The sequence below is a fragment of the Streptomyces sp. NPDC041135 genome (assembly GCF_055592085.1).
In genome coordinates this window covers 18,502-38,334 of record NZ_JBVIYZ010000035.1, presented here as the reverse complement: position 1 = coordinate 38,334, position 19,833 = coordinate 18,502, and the positions used below count along the sequence as shown (strand labels likewise).

General features: G+C 70.2%; 13 protein-coding genes and 4 pseudogenes. 8 read left to right on the top strand and 9 right to left on the bottom strand.

Going from position 1 to position 19,833, the window contains the following annotated elements; genetic code table 11:
• Positions 1 to 315 precede the first annotated feature (315 nt).
• Genes ACZ6CZ_RS35135 through ACZ6CZ_RS35125 form a run of 3 tightly spaced genes read right to left on the bottom strand, consistent with a single transcriptional unit; the run spans position 316 to position 8,552 of the window.
• Entirely contained in the window at positions 316 to 1,374 is a 1,059-nt protein-coding gene (locus tag ACZ6CZ_RS35135) for a hypothetical protein (RefSeq protein WP_469029574.1), read from the bottom strand.
• 10 nt (positions 1,375 to 1,384) lie between these two features.
• The gene (locus ACZ6CZ_RS35130) at positions 1,385 to 5,662 is read right to left on the bottom strand and encodes a hypothetical protein (protein ID WP_469029571.1); all 4,278 of its coding nucleotides are present in this window, start codon (positions 5,660 to 5,662) and stop codon (positions 1,385 to 1,387) included.
• Between the two features lie 55 nt (positions 5,663 to 5,717).
• Positions 5,718 to 8,552 (bottom strand): hypothetical protein, encoded by a 2,835-nt coding sequence (locus ACZ6CZ_RS35125; RefSeq protein WP_469029567.1) that lies wholly within the window; start codon positions 8,550 to 8,552, stop codon positions 5,718 to 5,720.
• 193 nt (positions 8,553 to 8,745) lie between these two features.
• Here ACZ6CZ_RS35125 and ACZ6CZ_RS35120 point away from each other — a divergent pair.
• The 6 genes and pseudogenes from ACZ6CZ_RS35120 to ACZ6CZ_RS35095 form a co-directional block, all read left to right on the top strand.
• A pseudogene (locus ACZ6CZ_RS35120) lies at positions 8,746 to 9,245 on the top strand (IS701 family transposase); the annotation flags it as partial.
• Between the two features lie 406 nt (positions 9,246 to 9,651).
• Positions 9,652 to 10,674 (top strand): GlxA family transcriptional regulator, encoded by a 1,023-nt coding sequence (locus tag ACZ6CZ_RS35115; protein ID WP_469029564.1) that lies wholly within the window; start codon positions 9,652 to 9,654, stop codon positions 10,672 to 10,674.
• Positions 10,671 to 12,422 carry a thiamine pyrophosphate-binding protein gene (locus ACZ6CZ_RS35110; RefSeq protein WP_469029560.1) on the top strand — a complete coding sequence of 584 codons (1,752 nt, stop codon included), beginning with the start codon at positions 10,671 to 10,673 and terminating at the stop codon, positions 12,420 to 12,422. The genes ACZ6CZ_RS35115 and ACZ6CZ_RS35110 overlap by 4 nt, the downstream gene beginning before the upstream one ends.
• A complete protein-coding gene (locus ACZ6CZ_RS35105) occupies positions 12,394 to 13,047 on the top strand; it encodes an SRPBCC family protein (RefSeq protein WP_469029557.1) in 654 nt (217 codons plus the stop codon). The genes ACZ6CZ_RS35110 and ACZ6CZ_RS35105 overlap by 29 nt, the downstream gene beginning before the upstream one ends.
• The gene (locus ACZ6CZ_RS35100) at positions 13,044 to 14,063 is read left to right on the top strand and encodes a 3-oxoacyl-ACP synthase III family protein (protein WP_469029555.1); all 1,020 of its coding nucleotides are present in this window, start codon (positions 13,044 to 13,046) and stop codon (positions 14,061 to 14,063) included. Before ACZ6CZ_RS35105 ends, ACZ6CZ_RS35100 begins: the two co-directional genes overlap by 4 nt.
• A gap of 3 nt (positions 14,064 to 14,066) precedes the next feature.
• Positions 14,067 to 15,086: a histidinol-phosphate transaminase gene (locus ACZ6CZ_RS35095; RefSeq protein WP_469029551.1), complete on the top strand. Its 1,020-nt coding sequence runs from the start codon at positions 14,067 to 14,069 to the stop codon at positions 15,084 to 15,086.
• 116 nt (positions 15,087 to 15,202) lie between these two features.
• Here ACZ6CZ_RS35095 and ACZ6CZ_RS35090 read toward each other — a convergent pair.
• The 4 genes and pseudogenes from ACZ6CZ_RS35090 to ACZ6CZ_RS35075 form a co-directional block, all read right to left on the bottom strand.
• A pseudogene (locus ACZ6CZ_RS35090) lies at positions 15,203 to 15,452 on the bottom strand (IS5/IS1182 family transposase); the annotation flags it as partial.
• A 211-nt stretch (positions 15,453 to 15,663) separates the two neighbouring features.
• Positions 15,664 to 16,605, bottom strand: a complete 942-nt coding sequence (locus ACZ6CZ_RS35085; protein ID WP_469029549.1) for a hypothetical protein — start codon at positions 16,603 to 16,605, stop codon at positions 15,664 to 15,666.
• A gap of 141 nt (positions 16,606 to 16,746) precedes the next feature.
• A pseudogene (locus ACZ6CZ_RS35080) lies at positions 16,747 to 16,875 on the bottom strand (transposase); the annotation flags it as partial.
• 59 nt (positions 16,876 to 16,934) lie between these two features.
• Complete coding sequence (locus ACZ6CZ_RS35075; protein ID WP_469029546.1) at positions 16,935 to 17,684, bottom strand: TetR/AcrR family transcriptional regulator; 750 nt, start codon at positions 17,682 to 17,684, stop codon at positions 16,935 to 16,937.
• Positions 17,685 to 17,789: 105 nt separating this feature from the next.
• On the opposite strand from ACZ6CZ_RS35075, the gene ACZ6CZ_RS35070 reads away from it, so the two are divergent.
• Positions 17,790 to 18,689, top strand: a complete 900-nt coding sequence (locus ACZ6CZ_RS35070; RefSeq protein WP_469029543.1) for an NmrA/HSCARG family protein — start codon at positions 17,790 to 17,792, stop codon at positions 18,687 to 18,689.
• Positions 18,690 to 18,901: 212 nt separating this feature from the next.
• Here the strand turns inward: ACZ6CZ_RS35070 and ACZ6CZ_RS35065 are convergent, their stop codons facing one another.
• Both ACZ6CZ_RS35065 and ACZ6CZ_RS35060 read right to left on the bottom strand, forming a co-directional pair.
• Complete coding sequence (locus ACZ6CZ_RS35065; RefSeq protein WP_469029540.1) at positions 18,902 to 19,213, bottom strand: hypothetical protein; 312 nt, start codon at positions 19,211 to 19,213, stop codon at positions 18,902 to 18,904.
• Entirely contained in the window at positions 19,210 to 19,488 is a 279-nt protein-coding gene (locus ACZ6CZ_RS35060; RefSeq protein ID WP_469029537.1) for a hypothetical protein, read from the bottom strand. Before ACZ6CZ_RS35060 ends, ACZ6CZ_RS35065 begins: the two co-directional genes overlap by 4 nt.
• 221 nt (positions 19,489 to 19,709) lie before the next feature.
• Between ACZ6CZ_RS35060 and ACZ6CZ_RS35055 the strand changes: the two are divergent.
• A pseudogene (locus ACZ6CZ_RS35055) lies at positions 19,710 to 19,811 on the top strand (IS5/IS1182 family transposase); the annotation flags it as partial.
• Positions 19,812 to 19,833: the final 22 nt, after the last annotated feature.

Below are 19,833 nucleotides of genomic sequence, written 5' to 3'. Positions count from 1 at the left end.
ACGCTACGAGAAACGGGCCTACACCTACCTCGGCACCGTCACCGTCGCAGCACTCATCATCTGGCTCCGCACATGATCCGAGAAACAGCGCCTAGGCCACGCCCAGTGCCGCATCAGGCAGTGTTCGCGTCGAGGACGCTGCGGCGGCGGTCGAGTGGTACGAGCGGCTGGGTTCCAAGAGACGGACCCGGTGGGGGAGTCCGGCCGCGCGGCCGGTGCGGACGCCTGGTGGGGCGTCGGCGGGGCCGTGACGCCGCCCGCGTCGCAGGCGACGCGGAGGAGGGCGACAGGGCGATGAGGTTGCGCGTATGGCTCCTACGGGAAGAGGAAGTTGACGAGAGTGGTGTCGACGAGCTGGGACACCGGCTCGAGCTGAGCGGACGTGGTGCCCACGCGGTTCTGGAAGACCGCGACGAAGCGTCTGCCGGTGGACCTTTCGTCGATGATCGCCGCTTCCGAGCACACGACCGCTCCCGTGTTCAGCGGCCCCTGCCCGACCTTCGAGAACACCATGTCGAAGTTCACCGTGGTGTCCTGGTCGAGCATGGAATGACGATTCAGCACCGCCTGCCGCAGCAGGGTCAGCATGGCTTCGTCGCCGTCCCCGTCGACAAGCGGGGTGTTCTGCGTACCGGCCAGACTCCGGCCGCCCAGAAAGGTGAACAGACGCGCCATCTGCCGCGCGGACGTCGCCTGCGCCACGGGCCCGGTGTCGTTGACGCACGGAATGCGCCGGGGCGTGAATCCGTTGGCGAAGTCGCCGCACAGCCACATGCCGTCGGCCGTCTCCGGGCTGCCGGTGGCGCTGTCATCGAAGAACCCCGCCGAGGCCGCGGCCATGGTGAGATAGCCGAAGCCCAGCCCGTGGATCACCGTGCCGGCGGAAGTGTTGCTGCCGTTGGCGATCGCGTCCGACAGCTTGTCGGAGAACGCGGGAGTGAATTCCACGAAGGAATCCGCTCGCACGTCGAAAACGTCGTCCCAGCGCGGAAGCAGGGTGTTTCCCATGTCCACCCCTCGGAGCTGGGCCACCCGCTGCGCGTCGATGAGCGGATCGAACGTGTCGCGCAGCATGGTGATGACGTCGGCCGGAGGCGGTCGCGCGTCGAAGGAGTCCACCAGTTCGTTCGCGGCGCGCAGCAGTTCGTGTGCCGCCCACATGGCGGTGGTCTTCAGCAGGCTCGCCGAGTAGTGGACCTCGAGTTCGAGCTGTCCGGTGAAGAAGTGCGGCTCCTGCTGGTTGAGGGCCACGACGACGACCGGCTCGCTGCCGAGCGCCTGCCCGGACGGGGTCTCCTTCGCGTCGTGGAACGCCTTGTCCAGACCGGCGTCCCGCTCCAGCAGGTCGTCCTTGAGATCGGGGAACAGCCCCATGGCCGCCTCCTCAGTGGTGGGAACCGTGCGGTCCGCCGTGAGGCCCTCCGTGCGGCCCGCCGTGAGGTCCTCCGTGCGGTCCGCCGTGCGGCCCTCCGTGGGGCCCTCCATGGGGACCGTCATGTGGACCGTGCGGTCCGCCGTGGGGACCGTCATGCGGGCCGTCGTGCGGGCCGTGCGGCCCGTCATGTGGCCCATGGTGAGGCCCGTGCGGGCCAGGGTGCGGGCCGTCGTGGTGCGGTGATTCCACATCCACCGTGTCCATGTAGACGACGCTGCCCTGCGTCCCCGACTCCGGGTCCTCGGGATGGTAGGCGACCGTGACCGCCTCCTCGACGACCAGGAGCCTCCGGGCCGCCCCGCTGTCCGGCCCACCGCCCGGAAGGGGCAGCTGCCCCGTGTAGTCGGAGGCGGAGAGGGAGACGTCGTCGACGCGGTCGAGTGGGGACGCGCTGTCCTCCAGGTTGAACCAGGCGACGGCGTCGTCGTCGAGTTCCGGATCGCGCTCCTGGAGGAACGCCGTCGCCCTGGGGGGACGCACGCCCGTGTCGGCCCCGCCGGGCACGGTGTAGTTGGGACCGGACAGCTGGACGAGCAGGGGATCTGTGCCGGCCACGGTGAGGACGCGCTCGGGGAGGACCCTCAAGTTGTCCGTGAGCACGATCTGCGACAGATGGTCACCCGGCAGGGAGTCGGGCTGGAAGCGCGTCAGCGCCAGCCGGACGAACGGGAAGTAGGCGCCTCCGGTGTCGAGATCGATGTCGCAGAACCAGCGGCCGGCATCCCGGTCGAACCGCGGCTCGTAGCCGACGGCCGTGACCGTGAAGCCGGCGGTGAAGTCCGAGGGCTCCGGCAAGGGGAGGCCCGCCGCGACCGTCGCGGCGCCGGGGAAGGCGGACGCCGTCGGCGCGCTGACGGGCGCCGAGACGTGGATGGGGTCGCGGCCCATCACGCTGATGAAGGGGTACGAGGACTCCGGCGCGTCGCTCCCCTCGTCGCGGACCAGCACCCCGAGCAACTCGCCCTCGCCGGAGGAGAACCACGGCCGCTCCAGATAGACCCGCAGGCCGCCGAGCCGGCGGCGGGTGAGCGTGCCGGGCAGGGAACCGGACGCGTCGAAGGACTGGGTCGGCACAACGTCGATCACCTTGGGCGCCGCCGGCTTGGCGCTGCTGAACACCGTGTGCGTGACGTCGACCGGCTGCTCACCCGGCCGGGACAGCAACCGCTGCTCGGGATGGTCCCCGAGATCGGCCGGGAAGCTGTCGGCGAACGGCGTGGTCGCCACCACGTGGTACCGCACCGTCCGGTGCTTCGTATCGCCGAACTCCTGCTTCTGCAAGGTCGGCGGAATGCTGCTGTCGCCCTCGGCGCGCGCCTGCTCGGCCGCCCGGGTGTTGAAGAACAGCGTGCCGCCGGCCAGAACGAAGGGGAGGGAGGCAGGGTCGTCGGGGACGTCGCTCCCCTCGAGCGGCGGCTTCGGCAGCGTCAGCCCGAAGACCGGCGCCGCACGGTCCTGCGGCGTACCGGGCTCCTCCTGCGCCGGGTCGTCGGTCACCTCGGTCCACTCCGCGAACAGATCGATCCGGTCGGTGCTCGCGGGGTCCACGCCGACCGTTCCCGACAGGTGCTCGGCGGTCTCGCCGTGATCACGCCCCGCGAGGTCCGGGATCTCCAGGACGGGCGCCATCAGGGGGTGCTGCACGGCATGGACCAGAGTGAGCTCGTACCAGGGCGTGAGCATCCAGTGACGGCCGCTCCGGGCCGCGTTCATGATGGCGGCGAAGCCGTCGCTGCTGTCGCCCAGCTCGTCGTGGCACCAGCGCAGCATGCCCATGATCCCTTCGTCGACGCGGACCTTGGAGCTGACCCGTACGACGGCCACCGCCGCCTTGGGCAGCGAGACCGTCAGCACGCGGGCGGCCGCGTCGAGAACCGGCGGCCCGGACCCCTCGACGACCCGCAGCCGCAACGACCGGGGCGTGTGCCACTGCGCACCGGCCCACGGCACCTCGAAGGGCTCGTCCCGCTGGTTCTCGGGCAGGCCCGGCAGCCCGTGGAAGACCACGCCCAGCGACAGTGGATCGGGCAGGTACGGCACCTGGATCGACTCCCCGGTGTGCAGCGTGTAGCCGCCGGGGTGCCCCGGGGTATCGGGCGCCGCCCGGAAGCCGGGCAGCCCGGGATCGTCGAGACTGCCCGACTCCCGTACGGCGAGCTGGTACACCGCCTGCCGGGTCGTCGAGTTGCCGGAGGCGATCGCGTCGTCCAGCTTGCCGTGGCGTTCGACGCACTCCAGCGACGCCTTCGGAGCCACCAGATGCCGTTCGTCAACGGGCAGGTACGGCGGATGCGTCCCACCGGTGACCAGCGGGGATGCGTTGAAGGCGGCGGCGTACGCGGCGGTGGACCGCCCGTCGTCGCTGCGGATCACCATCCGGTGCGCGCCGGTTCCCTCCAGGAAGGGGGAGCGCGGCAGCAGCAGGGGGGCCGGGACCGGTTCGTGCCGCCGGAAGGTGGTCCCGCCGACGGGCAGCGCCAGATCGTCCTGGTCCATCCGGTCCGTCGCCTGGTCCACGGTGGGGCCGTTGCCCGCCAGGTCGACGGTGCGGACACGGAGTTTGTACTGAGCACCGAAGCGCAGCCGGGGCAGGCTGCCCGGCTTCGGAGCGGTCTCGATCTCCAGTGGCAGCTTCGTGAATGCCTCATTGCGGACGGGCCGCGGTCCCGCCGTCGGGTCCGGGGTACCGGGGCCGCCGTTCGGGTCGTAACCGTCGACCATCACATTGCCCGGCAGGGGAGCCGACAGGGCCCAGCCGTTCCAGGTGACCACGTGCTCGTGCACATGGACGCGGCCGTCGGGCCCGTCCGGCTGCATCAGGCCGGTCTGCACGAAACCCTCGTCCGCGACGGGGGGAACGATGGGCGGAGTGCCCGCCTGCGCGCCGGGCGGGTTGTAGCTCACGATGCGTTCGTTCAAGGACCGCCACTTTCCCCGGTCGTCGACGTCGATCCGGTAGCCTCGCACCAGGTCCTCCGAGGTGAACGTGGTCAGGTCGGCATCGTCCCGCTGCCGGTGCTGGTCGGCGGCGTGCAGGAGATCGGACTGGAGGGCCTGTGCGTGGCCGGTGTGGACGAGGGCGAGGCCGGTGGTCCGTACGGTCGGCGGCGCGGCGGGGGCGGGTGAGCCCTCGGGCGGCGCATCGGCGGCGGCGGACGCGGCGAGCAGCTTCAGGTTCGTACCGTCCGTGTCGGTCTGCTCGATGCGGTACGTGTCGGGCCGTTCGACGCCGTCGTCACTCTCGCTGACGGGCAGCGCGAGCAGCCCGCGGGCGGGCGGACCCAGCGGATCGGATCCGGAGGCGGCGGCGCAGAAGTTCCCGTCCTGGTCCAGGACGTACAACGTGGCCGGCGTGTCCGGGACACTGGCGGAGTCCGGGAGCGCCGACGGGACGGTGGGCACGAGCACCAGGCCCAGCCCCCCATGGCTGCGAGGCAGTTGGCCGACCGGCAGGGCCAGGTCGATGACCAGGCCGAGGCGGCGCAGCAGCGCCGGATGGTCGCCGAGGGCGGAGAGCATCTGGTGGAAGTCGGGCTTGGGCTTATCGGGCCGCGGCGGCGGCTGCGGCAGCTCGCCCGCCCCGGTGGACCCGTCCCGTATCTGCGGATGGAAAGCGAGGAACTGCTCCTGGGCCGAGGAGAGATCCGGCTGTACGTTACCGGTGGGGTCGTCGGCGGCTCGTGCGTCGGCGTCGTCGAGCTTCCCGGCGACGTTCTGCAGGGTGTCGGGCATGTCCTCGCTCGAGGGGAATCCGGCGAACCCGCTCATGGCCGCGGGGTCCGGCAGCTCGGTCGGCGAGGCGGACGCGATGTCGGCGTAGGCCCGACGGCCCGCTCTGGCCAGGTCCGCCGCCGCATAGGTCACTTTCGCCCGTGGCGCGTAGTCGTCGAAGGCGAAGGAATCCAGCGGGGTGTCCGGGTGGAAGAACCGCTTCCAGAGGTTCGAGTCGGCGGGATCCCCGGCGAGGGTGAGTGGGCCGAACGGCGCACCGGCCGCCGTGCTGCGCCCGGTGCCCTCGTCCACGGTCGCGGTGTCGAGCATGAACCGGGCGTTCGCCAGGAGCGCCGGCCAGTCGAGGAAGTCCTCGAACGGGGCGAGGGTCGCCCCCTGGCCGTCGCCGTCGACGCTCAGCCGGGGCGCCACGAACACCGAGACCAGGGCCTGGGCCCCGTCGGGCGACAGGCCGGCCGGCAGGACGACCCACTGGATGCGCTGTTCGATCGTCACGAGTGGATTCCCCTTCGTCTCGTTCGTCCCGCGCAGATCCCGTGACGCGCCCGGCTCAGGGGGCGAAGGCCAGGCAGTACGTGTCCCAGTGGCCCGGCTTCACACAGTCGGCGAAGCTCGGGTCGCCCGAGCCGCCGAAACGGCGTTGCAGTCCGAGGGAGACGGACTTGCTGAAGAACGCCACCTTCACACTGACGGTGAGGGTGCCCTCGCCGTACACTTCCGTATGGTTGCCGGACTTGACGTACGTGAGCTTCAGAGAGAACTCCACGGACACGCTGACCAGACCCAGCACGGACAGATAGCCGCCGCAGCGCAGATACCCGGTGAGCTGCACCGCCTGATCGCTGTACGCGAAGTAGATCCCCGCCATCAGATGGACGCCGCCGCTGGCGACCCCGAGATCGAGCGAGGTGTTGCCGCCGAACTCCAGTGACCCCTCGATGAGCTGGATACCGGCCGGGCTGACCGTCAGCGAGAAGAACCCGCCGCCGCCGAAGATGCCGACGCTCAGGTTGAACGGGTGGAACCGCTCGGCGACCGAGAAGCGGAAGGTGACCACCTGCCGGTCGTCGAACGGGATCCGCAGCTCCGCGCCGAGTGACACGTTGCTCAGGCTGAAGGCGCCGAACTGCACGGCGGGAACGGCGAGGGTGTATCCCGCCTTGATCCCGCTCTGGTCGACGTCCACGTAGGCGCCCTTGCCGAAGCCATCCTTCGGCAGCAGTTCCTTGAGCGTGTTGATGAATTCCAGCGCGCTCTTGAAGCCGACCTGCAGACCGGAGGCGTTGAGGACCGGCCGGCTGCCCGGCTTCGTGACGAACTCGATCCGGCCGAAGTCGACGGTCAGGAGGCCGGCGAAGTCCAGGCCGAAGCCGGTCAGTACGCCGCGTACGGTCGACTTCTGCGCGGCGTCCGGCGTGCAGACCGTGGTGGCCTCCAGCGTGAGGGAGGCGTTCGTCAGGTTGATCGCGGCGAAGTCGGCCCCGGGCACCAACGGGGTCCGGCCCTGATGGAGCGCGGGCGTCCACAGGTAGCGCAGTTCCCGGCCGTTCGCCAGTTCGCGGGCCCGCAGGATCGGCACGGGCAGCAGGCCCCTCGCCAGCCGGTCGGCGATGATCTCGTCGGCGTGCGGGCCGGTCAGCTGGGCCAGACCGTTGATGCCGGCGGGAGCGACCGGCTCGAGCAGTGTGAACAGGTCGACCGAGCCGAGCAGTTTGGCGTCGCCGAAGATGTGCTGGAGCTGGTCCACGCTGACAGCGGTCGCGGCACCGGCGAAGTCCTGTGGCAGCAGTCCCGCCTTCGCCGTGATCGCCTGGACCACCGAGGACGGCTGCGCGAGACCGCCGGCCTTCTCCGCGGCGAAGCTCACGGCCAGCGGGTCGACCAGGTCGAGGAAGGCGGAGCTGGGACCCGCGGCGGCGAACCCGTTGGCGACGTAATCCCGGCGCAGGGTGACCTGCCGCTCGGCGGGCGAACCGGTGAGCTGCTCCACGGCGTGTACCCGGGCCGTGGCAAGCTGCATCTCCGGCAGCGCGCCCAGCGGATGACCGGACACGGGGGCCATCGTGAAGGTGAGCGACCCGACCGGCATGCTCGTGGCACCGGACTCCACGCCGTCCGGCAGCGGCGTCAGGGCCATGGTCTGGCCCTGGAGCGTGACCCGGCGAAGGTCCTCGGGAGCGGAGCCGTAGATCCCGGCCACGTCCACGCTGGAGACGTCGTTCAGCGTGAAGAACATCAGCGGCATGGTGAACGTGACGTGGCGCTGCTCGCTGTCGGTGCCGATGACGGTGAAGCGGAACGGCTCACCGGACCCCTCCGGCTTCACCCAGTGGGTGTTGTCGGCGGGGGCGAGCGGCGGAGTGATGGTGTCGGTGATGCGCAGCGCCGCGAACGGCATGCTCTGGCCCACATGGTGATAGCCGACTCCCTCCCCGTACGTCTGCTCGGGCTGGGTGACGGTGATGCGGTCCTCCCTCACCAGGTACGCGACCACCGTGCCGTCCCCTTGGGCCACGAACCTGCGCTTGGCGGTCTTCGTGCGGACCGCCGCGTGGCCCGAGCTCAGGAAGCCGCGTTCGACGACCCGTACGTACTGGTCCCGGCCCAGTTCCGCCTCGTGGTGGTAGCCCTGCAGAGAGATCCCCGGCAGCGGCGCGAAGTCGCCGCTCATCCGGACGCACGCGCCGAGCGGGGTGAGGATGAAGCGTTCGGCGCGCAGCGGCTCACGCTGGAATCCCTCGACCGGCACGCCGTCGAGGATCAGCTCGCCGGCGCTGGTGACCTTGATGAGGTCCCGCAGGTTGTCGTCACTGACGGGGGAGCTGATGCGCTGCGGAGTGTCCGTGAAGGCGGCGAATGCCTTGAGCAGCCCCTCGGCTCCGTCCTGTCTCGTCAACGCCGCGCGCCACAGCGGTGCGTGCCCGTCCTCGGACACCGGGCCGTGCGCGAAGGACCATCCGCTGTCCCCCTCGGTCCCCAGCAGGAGGCGGGCGGGGAACTCGATCGCGGTGCGCGGCAGTCCGCTGAAGACGGAGATCTCGCCGTCGTCGGGAGGTATGGACACCGGTACGGAGGTGTTCCGCAGGAGTTCCCAGGCCAGCAGCGCCTCCGAGGCGAGGTCGACGCCGTCCTCGCCGTCCGGGAGCAGCAACGCCAGCCTGCTCGTCCCGGCCGAGACCGCCGGGACCGCCGGGACCGTCGGCGGGAAGGCACCGGGCACGTCCGACTCGCCGACGTGCTGCGGCGGAAGCTCGAAGAGCAGCACCGCCGGTTCGTCCGCGTTCTCGCGCACCAGCCGGGAGCCGTCGCGCTCAAGGTTGATCACCGAAACGTGCAGCAGGAGCATGTCCTCGACCCGCAGAATGGTGAACGGATCGGCAGTCATCGCGGTACCGCCCTCCGTCGGCCGTCCGTACTCCTCAGTGTGGCAAACGGGTGAGGTGTATGCACTTTTTGTCGGCTTCGGGGCGGGCTCGGCCCGTGCGGTGCACCTGGGCTCGGTGCGGTCGTTCGCCGGTGAACGACCTAGAAGGTGTCGTTACGTCGAGTGATCTCGCCTGGGTGGGCATCTCCGTGGTGTGAGGCTGGGGGAAGTGGAACGGCTCCGCGCTGAGTTATCGGGGTTCGTTGGCGATGTGTTCGCTTCGCTTCGGCGCCGGGGCGGGATCAGCGGCGGTGGGGCGAGTGTTATCTGCGGGGCCTGATGCTGGACGGCCGGCGCAAGTCGGTCCAGCCGATGGCCGAGTGGTTGCCGGACGGGAACATGCAGGCCCTGCAGCAGTTCGTGAACCAGTCGCCGTGGGACTGGCTTCCAGTACGGCGGCGGACCGCTCAGCGGCTGTGTGACGCGATCAGTCCTGAGCTGTGGGTGGTCGATGATGTGTCGTCTCCCAAGTGCGGGACGGCATCGGTCGGAGTGGTCCGCCAGTACTGCGCAGCGATGGGCAAGCGGGCGAACTGCCAGGTTGCAGTCAGCGTGCATGCCGCCACGGACACGGCATCGTGTCCCCTGGACCGGCAGTTGCATCAGCCCCGGGAGTGGACGGACGAGCCGGACCGCTGCCGGAAAGCCGGAGTCCTGCGGCGGCCTGGGACCGCACGGGGCCCTCCTCCGCTTCGGCCTGGACGTCGTTCAACGCACCCGGCAGCGGACGGCGCCGGGATCACGGACGGTCGCGCTGAGCCGGATGTCGAGGCGGGTGGCACGGGGTGCGCCCGGCGAACTGCGGGTCGTCGCCACGAGCGCGCCGGCTTCTGTCACCGGTCGAAGGTGTCGAGCACAGAGCGATGCCGTCAAGGCCGGCCCGATCGACGGAAGTCGGCGCGCGCGGCAGCACCGTGCTGCTGTGAGCTGCCTCACCCAGCGCTGCCCGCCTGGCGGACGAAACTCCTTGCCAGCGCCGTTCCCGCCCGTCCGGCGCCGCTGGTTGGCCGGATCCGTCAGTAATCTGTCATTGCAGCCAGTACGGCATCCGATACAGGCTGTGACCGTGTTGAAGCGACGTGTTGTTGTGGTGGTGTACACGGGCGCGATGGCGCTGGACATCACCGGACCGATTGAAGTGTTCGATACCGCGAACCGGCTCCTGGGCCCCTCGGGCACCCCCTACCAGGCTGAGTTCGTCTCCTCCGACGCACCACGGGTGCGCATGAGCTCGGGGATGGTGGCGGAGGCCTCGCCACTGGAGTCGGCGCAGGGCCCGATCGACACGCTCCTCGTTCCGGGCGGGTGGAGTCTCGACAACGCGCTCCGGGACCAGGCGCTCGTGTCCTGGATCGGCGGGGCAGCGGCCCGGTCGCGCAGAACCGCCTCGGTATGCGGCGGATCCTTCCTGCTGGCCGAGGCGGGTCTACTCGACGGCAGACGCGCCACCACCCACTGGGCCTACAGCAAGGCGATGGCGCGCCGCTTTCCGAAGGTGACGGTGGACGCCGAGCCGATCTTCGTCCAAGACGGGCCCTTCGTGACCTCCGCGGGCGTCTCGACGGGCATCGACATGGCGCTGGCTCTGGTGGAGGCCGATCACGGATCGGCACTCGCACTGGAGGCGGCACGATTTCTGGTGCTGTTCCTCAAGCGGCACGGAGGACAGTCTCAGTACAGCGCCGTCCTCGACGCCCAGTTGGCCGACCATCCGCCGATCCGGGCAGCACAGGAGTGGATTCAGGAGAACCTGAACAACCCGCTGCCCGTGGCCGAGATCGCGCAGCAGGCCAACATGAGCCAGCGCAACTTCGCCCGGGTGTTCCGGCGCGAGGTCGGTGTGACTCCGGGCCAGTATGTCGAGCGGACGCGCATCTCCCGCGCACGCGACCTGCTGGAATCCACAGACCTGACGATCAGGCAGATAGCCGGTCGCTGCGGATTCCCCGCCACTGAGACGTTCTTCCGCTCCTTCGGAAGAACCCTGGGACTCACCCCCAAGGAATATCGGCACCGCTTTCAGGTCATCTCGCCGGCCGGCCTCATCGACCGGCACCACGAGAGGGAAGGGCGCCCCGCATGACCATCACGGCTTCCGGATCGCGCGAAGCAGAGCCGGTACGCCTCGTCGACCATCTGGCCAGGGAACTCGCCCGGGCCGGCGTCACCCATATGTTCGGTGTCGGCGGCGCCAACATCGAGGACCTGTACGACGCTGTGCACCGCGACGGAGCCGTCCGCAGCGTCATCGCCAAACACGAGTTCGCCGCCGTCACCATGGCCGACGGATACGCCCGTACCACCGGGCGCCTCGGCGTGGTCGCCGCCACCTCGGGCGGTGGGGCGATGAATCTCGTACCGGGTCTTGCGGAGGCATACGCCTCCCGGGTGCCCGTGCTGGCCCTGGTGGGCCAGCCGCCGACCGGCCAGGAAGGGCGCGGAGCGTTCCAGGACTCCAGTGGGAAGGCGGGCACCTTCGATGCGAGGGAGGTCTTCGCACCCGTCTCCAGGTTCTGCGCCCGGGTCGACGACGCGCACTCGTTCACGGAGTTGCTGCCCCGGGCAGTCGCGGCGGCACAGGCCGATCCACGCGGCCCAGCGGTGCTGTTGCTCCCCAAGGACGTACAGCAGACCCGGATCCACGTGCCCGCCCGCGACGCCGCCCCGACACCGGGCGGCCCCGCTGCGGCAGCCGCGGCGCGGCTCGACGCAGCAGCCCTCAGTGCCGTGTCGGACGCCCTGCGCCAGGCCGATCGCGTCCTCGTCATCGCCGGTGAGGAAGTCGCCGCCACCGACACGCGTGGTCATCTGGCCGAACTGGCCCGGCGCCTCGGGGCCTGGGTGGCGGTCACCCCGGACGCCAAGGACGTCTTCGACAACCGCGATCCCCGGTTCGCAGGTGTTGCCGGGGTGATGGGCCACGCCAACGTCGAGGACTGTCTGCAGCGGGCTGACCTGTGCCTGCTCGTCGGGACCCGACTGCCGCTCCTGGCACGCGGCGGCCTCGACCAGGCCCTGACCGGCACCCACGTCGTCTGCCTCGGCTCCGAGCCTCCGTTCGTGACAGGCACCGCGCTCGGTGGCAACCTGCGGGACGCGCTGCGCGCGGTGACCGCCCGGCTGCCCTCCCGCCCTCGTCCCTGCCCGCCGCACGCCGGTCCCCTTCCCACACCCACGCGGCGTCCGCTCAGTCAGGCCAGGGAGCGAACGGTCCCCCACGCCCAGGCGGTCGCCGCGGTGCAGGCGGCGCTCCCCCAGGACGCACACGTCTTCGTGGACGCCGGCAACGCGGGGGCCAGCGCGGTCCATCTCCTCGCGGCACCGCGCCACGGCCGCTTCGTGGTGGCGGTCGGCATGGGCGGCATGGGCTACACCTTCGGCGCCGGCATCGGTGCCGCGCTCGCCACCGGCCGACGTGCCTACGTCATCGCCGGCGACGGGTCCTTCTTCATGCACGGGATGGAAGTGCACACCGCCCTGGAGTACGACGCACCCGTGACGTTCGTGATCTTCAACAACAATGCCCACGCCATGTGCGCGTTGCGAGAGGAGTTCCTCCAGGGCGGGGGCCGTGACGACGACCTGTTCGCCCGGACCGACCTCGCCGCCGGAGTGGCCGCCGCCTTCCCGTCCCTGGCGGCCACGGAAGCCATGGACGCGGCGCAACTGCGCACGGCGCTGCTGCGCAGCAACGCGGGCGGCGGCCCCGCGCTGGTCGCAGTGGCCTGTGATCCGCGGGAGATTCCCCCGTTCCTTCCCTTCCAGTCCTTCACCGAAGCCGATACGAGCAAGGAGGGTTCAGATGAACAAGAAGTCGTCCACGTTGGCTGACATCCCCGGTCTGGTCCGGATCGAGAACGCCGGCAAGGAGGAACTGACCGCCCGCTGCATGGAGCTCACCCACGCGGTCTACCCCCACCATCAGGTCTACGGGCAGTACTGCACCATCCACGAGTACGTCGACTGCCCCCCGGAGCAGGCTTACGACTACCTGCGCCAGGGACACCATCTGGAGGAGTGGACCTGCAGCCTGCGGGACTTCGCGCCCACCGGCACACCAGGGCTGTGGGTCGGTCACGACCGGCTGGAGGACGACACCAGGATCTACTGCAAGGTGCTCGCGAACCCCGAGGCCATGACCGTTGACTACCACTGCTCCTGGGACCAGGGCGAGAAGCTGTGGATGATCTACCTGATGCGTGTCGTACCGGCCCGACTGGTACTCGACAGGCCGGGTTCGGTGATCACCTGGACCAACTGCCGTCACCCCTACTACGACGACAACCCGCATCCCGGCCTCGCTCCCCGCCCGGATCGGCCTTGGGTGGGCGACTACTGGGACCTCTTCTACGCAGGGCACACCGTGGAGATGCTCAACCTCAAGGCCATCCTGGAGCATCGCCACCGGGGCGGTCTGCCGGTCGGTTCAGCTCCTACGAGGGCGGTGGAGCAGTGACTACGGTCAGCCTCACCGACGTCGCCAGCTACCTGCCCGGCGAGCCGGTCCCCGCGGAGTTCTACATGGACTTCCCCGGAGCCGAGGACAAGCTCCGCGACCATCCCATGTTCAAGGTGCCGCCGTTACGGCACCACGTGGCCAGGGACGAGACCAACGCGGACATGGTGGAACGCGCCGTACAGCCCCTGATCGAACGGCACGGCGCGGCGGAGATCCGAGGCGTCGACGTACTACTGGTGCACAGCCAGCTGCCGGATCTGCCGTTCGTCGGCGCCGGAACCGAGGTGGCCCGCCGGCTGGGCCTGAACCCGGAGTGGCTCGTCGACGTGGCCAACGCGGGCTGCGCGTCGTTTGTGTACATGGTGAAGCTGGCGCGGCAGATCCTCACCTCCACGGACGCGAAGACCGCGCTGATCTGCAACGCGCAGAGCGCCGCGGGGCAGTGGTTCACCCAGTCCGAGGTGCGCAGACTCGCCCAGGCGGCGATCCCGGGCGACGGGTGCGGGGTGGGTTACGTGACGACGTCGGCGCAATCGCCGGTCCTCGACGTGGAGACGCGGCACATCGGCGAGTACGCCGGTGACATGACCGTGGCGGTCGACGACGGTCGCAAGTACTGGGAGCCCGGCGAGTCGCAACTGCGGATCGGGTTCACCGACGCCAGTGTCGCCAAGGTCCTGGCACGCGGTAACCGCCTCGTCCCCGAGGTGGTCACGGACCTGTGCCGGCGGCTCGGCGTGGCGAGCCGCGACATCGACGTCCTCATCACCAACCAGCCCAACCGTACCTTCCTGCGAAACTGGCGTGAGGCGCTGCAACTGCCTGCCGAACGGCATCTGAACACCTTCGACGAGTGCGGGAATCTGTTCGGAGCGGCGATCCCGGTGACCTTGGACCGCGCGATCGGCTCAGGGCGGGTGGGGGAGGGGGACCTGACGGTGCTCGGGGGATTCGCCCACGCGGGCGACTTCGCCGGTGCAGTCGCCGTCCGGTGGCACGGCGGACGGAACTGAGCCATGGACATCCCCGTGCTGCACCGACTCGCCCTGAACGAAAGTCCGTACCCCCCGCTGCCTTCGGTGCGCGAAGCGATGCAACGGGCCGTCGCGCTGGCTCACCGCTACCCGCAATACCACCCGGACGACCTCGCCGAGCACATCGCCGCATGGCGCCAGGTGACCTCCGACCGCGTTGCGGTCGGCAGCGGATCGGTCGGCGTGGCCCTGCAGTTGCTCCGGGCAGTGGTCCGGCCCGGCGACTCGGTGGCCTACGCCTGGCGGTCGTTCGACGCCTACCCCCTCCTGGTCGCCATGGTCGGCGCTCGCCCTCTCCCCATTCCCTTGTCGCCGGACGGAGACCAGGATCTGGGCGCCCTGCTCGCGGCGCTCGATCACCGCACCCGCGTCGTGGTGCTGTGCAATCCCCACAACCCCACCGGGAGCCTCGTCACCGCCGACGCGCTGTCGGCGTTCCTGCGTGACGTCCCCCGACACGTCACCGTGCTCCTCGACGAGGCGTACATAGAGTTCGCCCGATACGCCGATCCGCCGGATTCACCCGCGCTCCTGGACGCACACCCCAACCTGCTGGTCCTGCGCACCTTCTCCAAGGCCTACGGACTCGCCGCCCTGCGGGTGGGCTATGGACTCGGTGCCCCCGACCTGGTGGCGCGGATCCGTCGGCAGCAGCTGCCCTTCGGGATCAACGCGGTGGCCACAGCGGCGGTGAAGGCCTCGCTGCGGGCCGAAGACCAACTGCGCCGGCGTGTGGACACTCTTGTCGCCGAACGGGAACGGCTCCGGCGTGAACTCGTCTGCCTCGGTTGGCGGGTATGCCCCGGCCACGCCAATTCCGTGTGGCTCGCCGCGCCCGATCCGGTCGACGCGGCCGCCGCGGCACTCACCGGAGCGGGTGTTCAAGCGCGCCACTACGCCGGCGAGGGGCTCCGGCTGACCATCGGCCTCCGGAGCGCCAACGACGCGGCGCTGACTGCGCTGGCGGGACTGCGCCTGCACCCGAGTGCGTCACGGACCTGAGGCACACCCATGCGGCGGCCGGGCAGGTGAAGATCACGCTGGACCAGGTTCTGTCTCTTTGGCCGGCGTCGGGTTCAGCTCAGGATGCATGCGAGGTGGGGTGCGGCCTGGTAGGCGATGGCGAGGGATGAGTAGGCCCGGTCGGCCAGCACGGCCAGCACGGCCAGCGGCCGGGTTCGTGGCCTGCCCGGGCCGATGCGGGGCACGCGGATGCGGGACACCACCGTCTCGAAAGCGGGTGCGTCACCGGCTTGGCCTGCGGTGACCGTGAAGGCCAGAGGTCGTGCTCCGCCGCCCGCAGCCTCCTCGGGAGCGCCCGAGGGCGTGATCGGCGGGCTCGCCGGAGCGGGTCGCCCCCTTGTGCCGGCGTGATCGGCGCGGTCGTGCCGGTGCGCTTCGTCTCGGTCGCCTGGGCGGTCTTCCGGGCCCTGCGTCCGGCACCCCCTCCCGCACGCTGACGGGCCCACAGGGGCCTACGGGGGCTTCGGCTGGCGCGCTGCGGTGCGCCCGGGGCGCCCTGGCTCCCGGGAATGGCCACGCAGCGAGCAGATGGGCCGCGAAGCCGACCGTCATCCGCTCAGCGGAGGCCGTGGCGGCGCCTCACCTGTTCCCAGACACCGGTGTCGCACGGACCGGCGAGCCGCCGGAACGCCGTGTAGGGCAGTTCGCGCAGTGGGGCCGGCTCGAGCCAGCTGTCGTGTACGGCGGTCGGGTCCCAGGCCGCCACGGGCATCCGGACGTAGTCGGGACGGCCGCTCTTGTCCGCGCTGGTGATCTTGAGCACCTGGGCGTGACGGCGGAAGGTGCGGACCACCAGACACGGTCTGTCCTTGGAGCCGGTGCCGTCGTCGAAGGGGAGTTCGGCGAACCAGACGTCGCCCGGCGCGGGAGGACACCCGCGGAACTGGCCGGGATCCGGTGGCACCGACTCCGAGCCCTGGCGTGGCGCGGACGCGGGCCTGCGGGGCGGACGTACGAATCCGGAACCCGCGCCCCCTCGGGGCGGGTACCCCGGGCCCCACCCTGTGCCCCGGCGCGGCGGGGCCGGAGCGGGGCGTGGCAGGGTGCGGATCCACGAGCCCAGGAGCAGCCCCGTGATCAGCAGCGATACACCGGCACCGGTCATCGCGGAGGAGACGAGGTCGGCGCCGGTCGCCGCCGCGAGGAGCCCACCACCCAGGCACTCGGCCGCCACCAGGCATCCCTGGACGCTCACCGAGCCGCCCTTCCCCGCTCGCGCCGACACGGTCCTCGCAGCCCCGGGTGCGACCGGTGCGGCGGGCCCCTCAGCACGGGTGCGGCCGCGGGCGTAGGCGATGCCCAGGGCGATCAGCAGGACGACGACCAGTTCCAGCGCGTCGAAGAACCCGAAGCCGCCGTCGTCCTGGAACCCCTTCCGGTAGCCCAGGACGAACAGGACCACCCCGGTCAGGCCGGTGAGGGGGAGCCACGCGACGAGCAGGGCGACGCCCAGGAAGGCGTACGCCACGTCGCCGTACCGCCCGACGGTCTCCCTCACGGACACCTCCCCCCGACCGCCGCCGACTGTACCTCCGAGACCGGGAGCGGGCGCAACCTGCCTACAAGAGCGGGGAGTTGACCGGTCGACGCCGCGGTATCACCATCCGCAACGACGGGACCGCGACCTGCTGGCGACGGCCGATGACAGCAGGGGCAGCAGCTGGGTGACGTCGTTGCGGTTGCCGTCGGTCAGCGACATCGCGAGCGGGATGCCTTGGCCGTCGGGGAGAACGTGGTGCTTGCTGCCCGGCCGTGCTCGATCGACCGGGTGAGAGCGCTTTTGGGGACGAAGCCCAGGCGCCTTCCGGTTCCAGCGCTCATCCTCCGCTAGGCAATCGTTGCCGGTCCGAGACGGCGGCGGCGTGCTCGCTGTCGGCAAGTCGCTCCGCAGTAGCGGGCCGGGCGGCCAGTGGGCCGGGGGTCGAGCTGAACCCCGCACTGCTCGCACCGTGGCGCCGCGTGAAGCGTGCCGGGCGCGTCACGAAACACCCGCCCTTCCGTGACGGATCCGGGACTCCGCAGGCTCTCCAGCGTCAGGCGCACCATGCGGGTGCCGCCGTTCCGGTCGCGGTGGGCGCCCCGTATCGTCGCGCACCCGACGGTGAGCGCGGCGACGTCGTCCGCGCTGACGTCAGTGCGGACCCCGCCGACCTGCTGAGCTGCGCTGAGCAGGTCGGCGAGTGCCTGGCGGAACCGTCGCGCCGACGCGGCCAGGCTCGGGCGCGGCCAGCTCGTTTCCGTGGTCAATGCGTCGCACGCGCGCTTGCGCCCGTGTGACGCATTGACCACCTCCAAGAGGAAGCCGAAGAACGCCGCGACAGGGTCAGTGCGAGCTGTCCACCGGCGAGCGGCGTCCACCAGGTCGTCGATCTGCTGGACGAGTACGGCTTCCAGCAGGATTTCCTTGCTCGGGAAGTGCCGGTACACGGTGCCGGCGCCGACCCCCGCCTGCCGTGCGATCGCGCCGAGCGAGACGTCCAGGCCGTGCTCCTCGAACGCCCGGGCAGCGGCGGCGAGAACCTTCGTGCGATTGCGGCGGGCATCGGCCCGGCCGACGTCGTGGGGATCTGCGGTCATGTCACGTAATCCCTTGTCCGTCCGACTCAACCGGGTGGAGCATTCCACATCGACCCGGGGCCCAACCCGACCGTGCCCACTGACAATCCCGGGGCGGAGGACAACATGACCACTGACCGCTTGGTCGTCGTGACCGGTGCGACCGGCCGGCAGGGCGGCGCCACCGCACACCGGCTTCTGGCGGCCGGCAGGCCGGTGCGCGTGCTCGTGCGGGATACGACCGCTGCCGCCACCAAGGCACTCGAAACCGCCGGAGCCGAGCTCGTGCGCGGCGACTTCGACGACCCGTCGAGTCTGCCAGCGGCGTTGGAGGGAGCAGCGGCACTGTTCGCCGTACCGCCCGTGACATTCGGGCCGGCCGGCTCCGACGTGCAGCGGGAGTTCGCCCGGGGCCGGGCACTGGTCGATGCCGCGGCCGCCGTGGGAATCGAGCACGTCGTGTTCACGGGCGTCGCGTCCACGCCGGGTCGCCCGGGTGGCTCCGACGGGAAGAAACGCATCGAGGACCACCTGCGTGAGCGGATCCGGTCGGTGACCGTGCTGCGCCCGGTGCGCTTCATGTCGAACTATCTCGGTTCGACGCCCATCGGTCTCGACGGGATCGTCCACGGCGTGCACCGGCACATCTTCCCGCCGGACGAACCTGTCCAGATCATCGCGGTGGAGGACATCGCCGAATTCGCCGCGCTGGCCTTCGACCAGCCGGACAGGTTCGCGGGGCGGAGCCTTGAGCTGGCCGGGGACGCCCCCACCCCGGCCGAGGCGGTCGCTGCGATCGGCGAGGCCACCGGTTACGCGGTGCGCTACGAGCAGATCACCCATGCCGAGGCCGCTGCACTCAACCCCGAGATCGCCCAGGCCCGGGAGCGTTGGGCAGCCGGATCTCGCTGGCATGCCGACATCGAGGTGCTGCGCGTCATCCACCCCGGACTGCGTACGCTCGCGGACTGGCTCGCCGAATCCGGCGCCGCCCTGCTGCGGAAGCGACTCCTCGAGACCGCCTAGTTGTGCTGTTCGACAGGTTGGTGACGCGGCCGGCTCACCGAGATCGAGAACCGCGGCCACTCGCTGACCATCGACAGCGGCTGGCCCCAGGTCTGCGACACGGCTCTCACCTTCATCCAGCGCTTCCACTGAGCGCATGTCCTGCACGGTGTGCGCGGGCGGGCCTGTACGAGGCCCGGCTGGTGGGCATTCTGGTGTTTCCCCTGCGACAGCTACTCGGTGGTGATTACCCAGATCAGATCGCAAACCCTGATCTGCAGCTCGTCCGGGTAAATGCTGTAGTTGAAGAACACGGGATCGTTGAACACGGCCATGCTGTACCAAGTGACACCGCGAATGGTCATGGGCAGCCCTGGTGGCGGATGGCCGGACTCGACCGCACTGCCGACCTCCAAGGCCAAAGCATGCAGGAACCGCACGATATTGTCGTGTAGGTCCACGAATCCAGATGTGCGCATCTGACTGAGCACTTTGGATGCAGTGATCTGCGCGACCGCGGTCCATCCCTTTGATCCCGGATTCATCGCTCTTCCGTCTCCGGCTCGAGCTCGACGAGTCCTACGCCTGCGACTGTGTCATCCAAGCGCTGATCCCGTCCCGGCACCATCTCAAACATTGCTTCGAGCCACCACGTCATCAGTGCAGCGTCCAGTTCCGGTCCCGGTTGAGCGCGGCTCACGGCGGCGTGGAATTCGTGGCGCCGGGCGGGGGGAAGCGCGTCGGCGACAGCGGCGATGGTGCGCGGGATCGCCTCCACCCTGGTGCTGCTCTGCCGCGGATACTCGTCACTCGCGTTCACATGCGTCCCCTGCGCAATCTGCCCCTGCTGACGTACCGCTCACTGTACGTCCGTGGGACGTCACACACGGGCGAGCTTGCGAAATGTTCGATGTTGGTCCTGAATCCCTCGGTCGCCGGACCACTCCTGTCGCCGTCGGAACAAGACGCATTCGGAACAAGACGCATAGAGATCATCAGGCCACCCGATGCGGCTCCGCCTACACCGCGTGCACCTTTGGGCATATGCCCACCTGGAAGATCCTCCGGGACTGCCGCCGCTGCGGTGACGGCGTCCACTGGGTGGCCAACGGCATTGCCCGCATGCACAACCTGGCCCTCAGTCAGTCGGGCCAGCCAGGCGGAG

Excerpts from the sequence above, each read along its gene's own strand:
- ACZ6CZ_RS35135 (WP_469029574.1), bottom strand. The coding sequence starts at position 1,374 with ATGGGGCTGTTCCCCGATCTCAAGGACGACCTGCTGGAGCGGGACGCC.
- ACZ6CZ_RS35125 (WP_469029567.1), bottom strand. The coding sequence starts at position 8,552 with ATGACTGCCGATCCGTTCACCATTCTGCGGGTCGAGGACATGCTCCTG.
- ACZ6CZ_RS35110 (WP_469029560.1), top strand. The coding sequence starts at position 10,671 with ATGACCATCACGGCTTCCGGATCGCGCGAAGCAGAGCCGGTACGCCTC.
- ACZ6CZ_RS35105 (WP_469029557.1), top strand. The coding sequence starts at position 12,394 with ATGAACAAGAAGTCGTCCACGTTGGCTGACATCCCCGGTCTGGTCCGG.
- ACZ6CZ_RS35095 (WP_469029551.1), top strand. The coding sequence starts at position 14,067 with ATGGACATCCCCGTGCTGCACCGACTCGCCCTGAACGAAAGTCCGTAC.
- ACZ6CZ_RS35075 (WP_469029546.1), bottom strand. The coding sequence starts at position 17,684 with ATGACCGCAGATCCCCACGACGTCGGCCGGGCCGATGCCCGCCGCAAT.
- ACZ6CZ_RS35070 (WP_469029543.1), top strand. The coding sequence starts at position 17,790 with ATGACCACTGACCGCTTGGTCGTCGTGACCGGTGCGACCGGCCGGCAG.
- ACZ6CZ_RS35065 (WP_469029540.1), bottom strand. The coding sequence starts at position 19,213 with ATGAATCCGGGATCAAAGGGATGGACCGCGGTCGCGCAGATCACTGCA.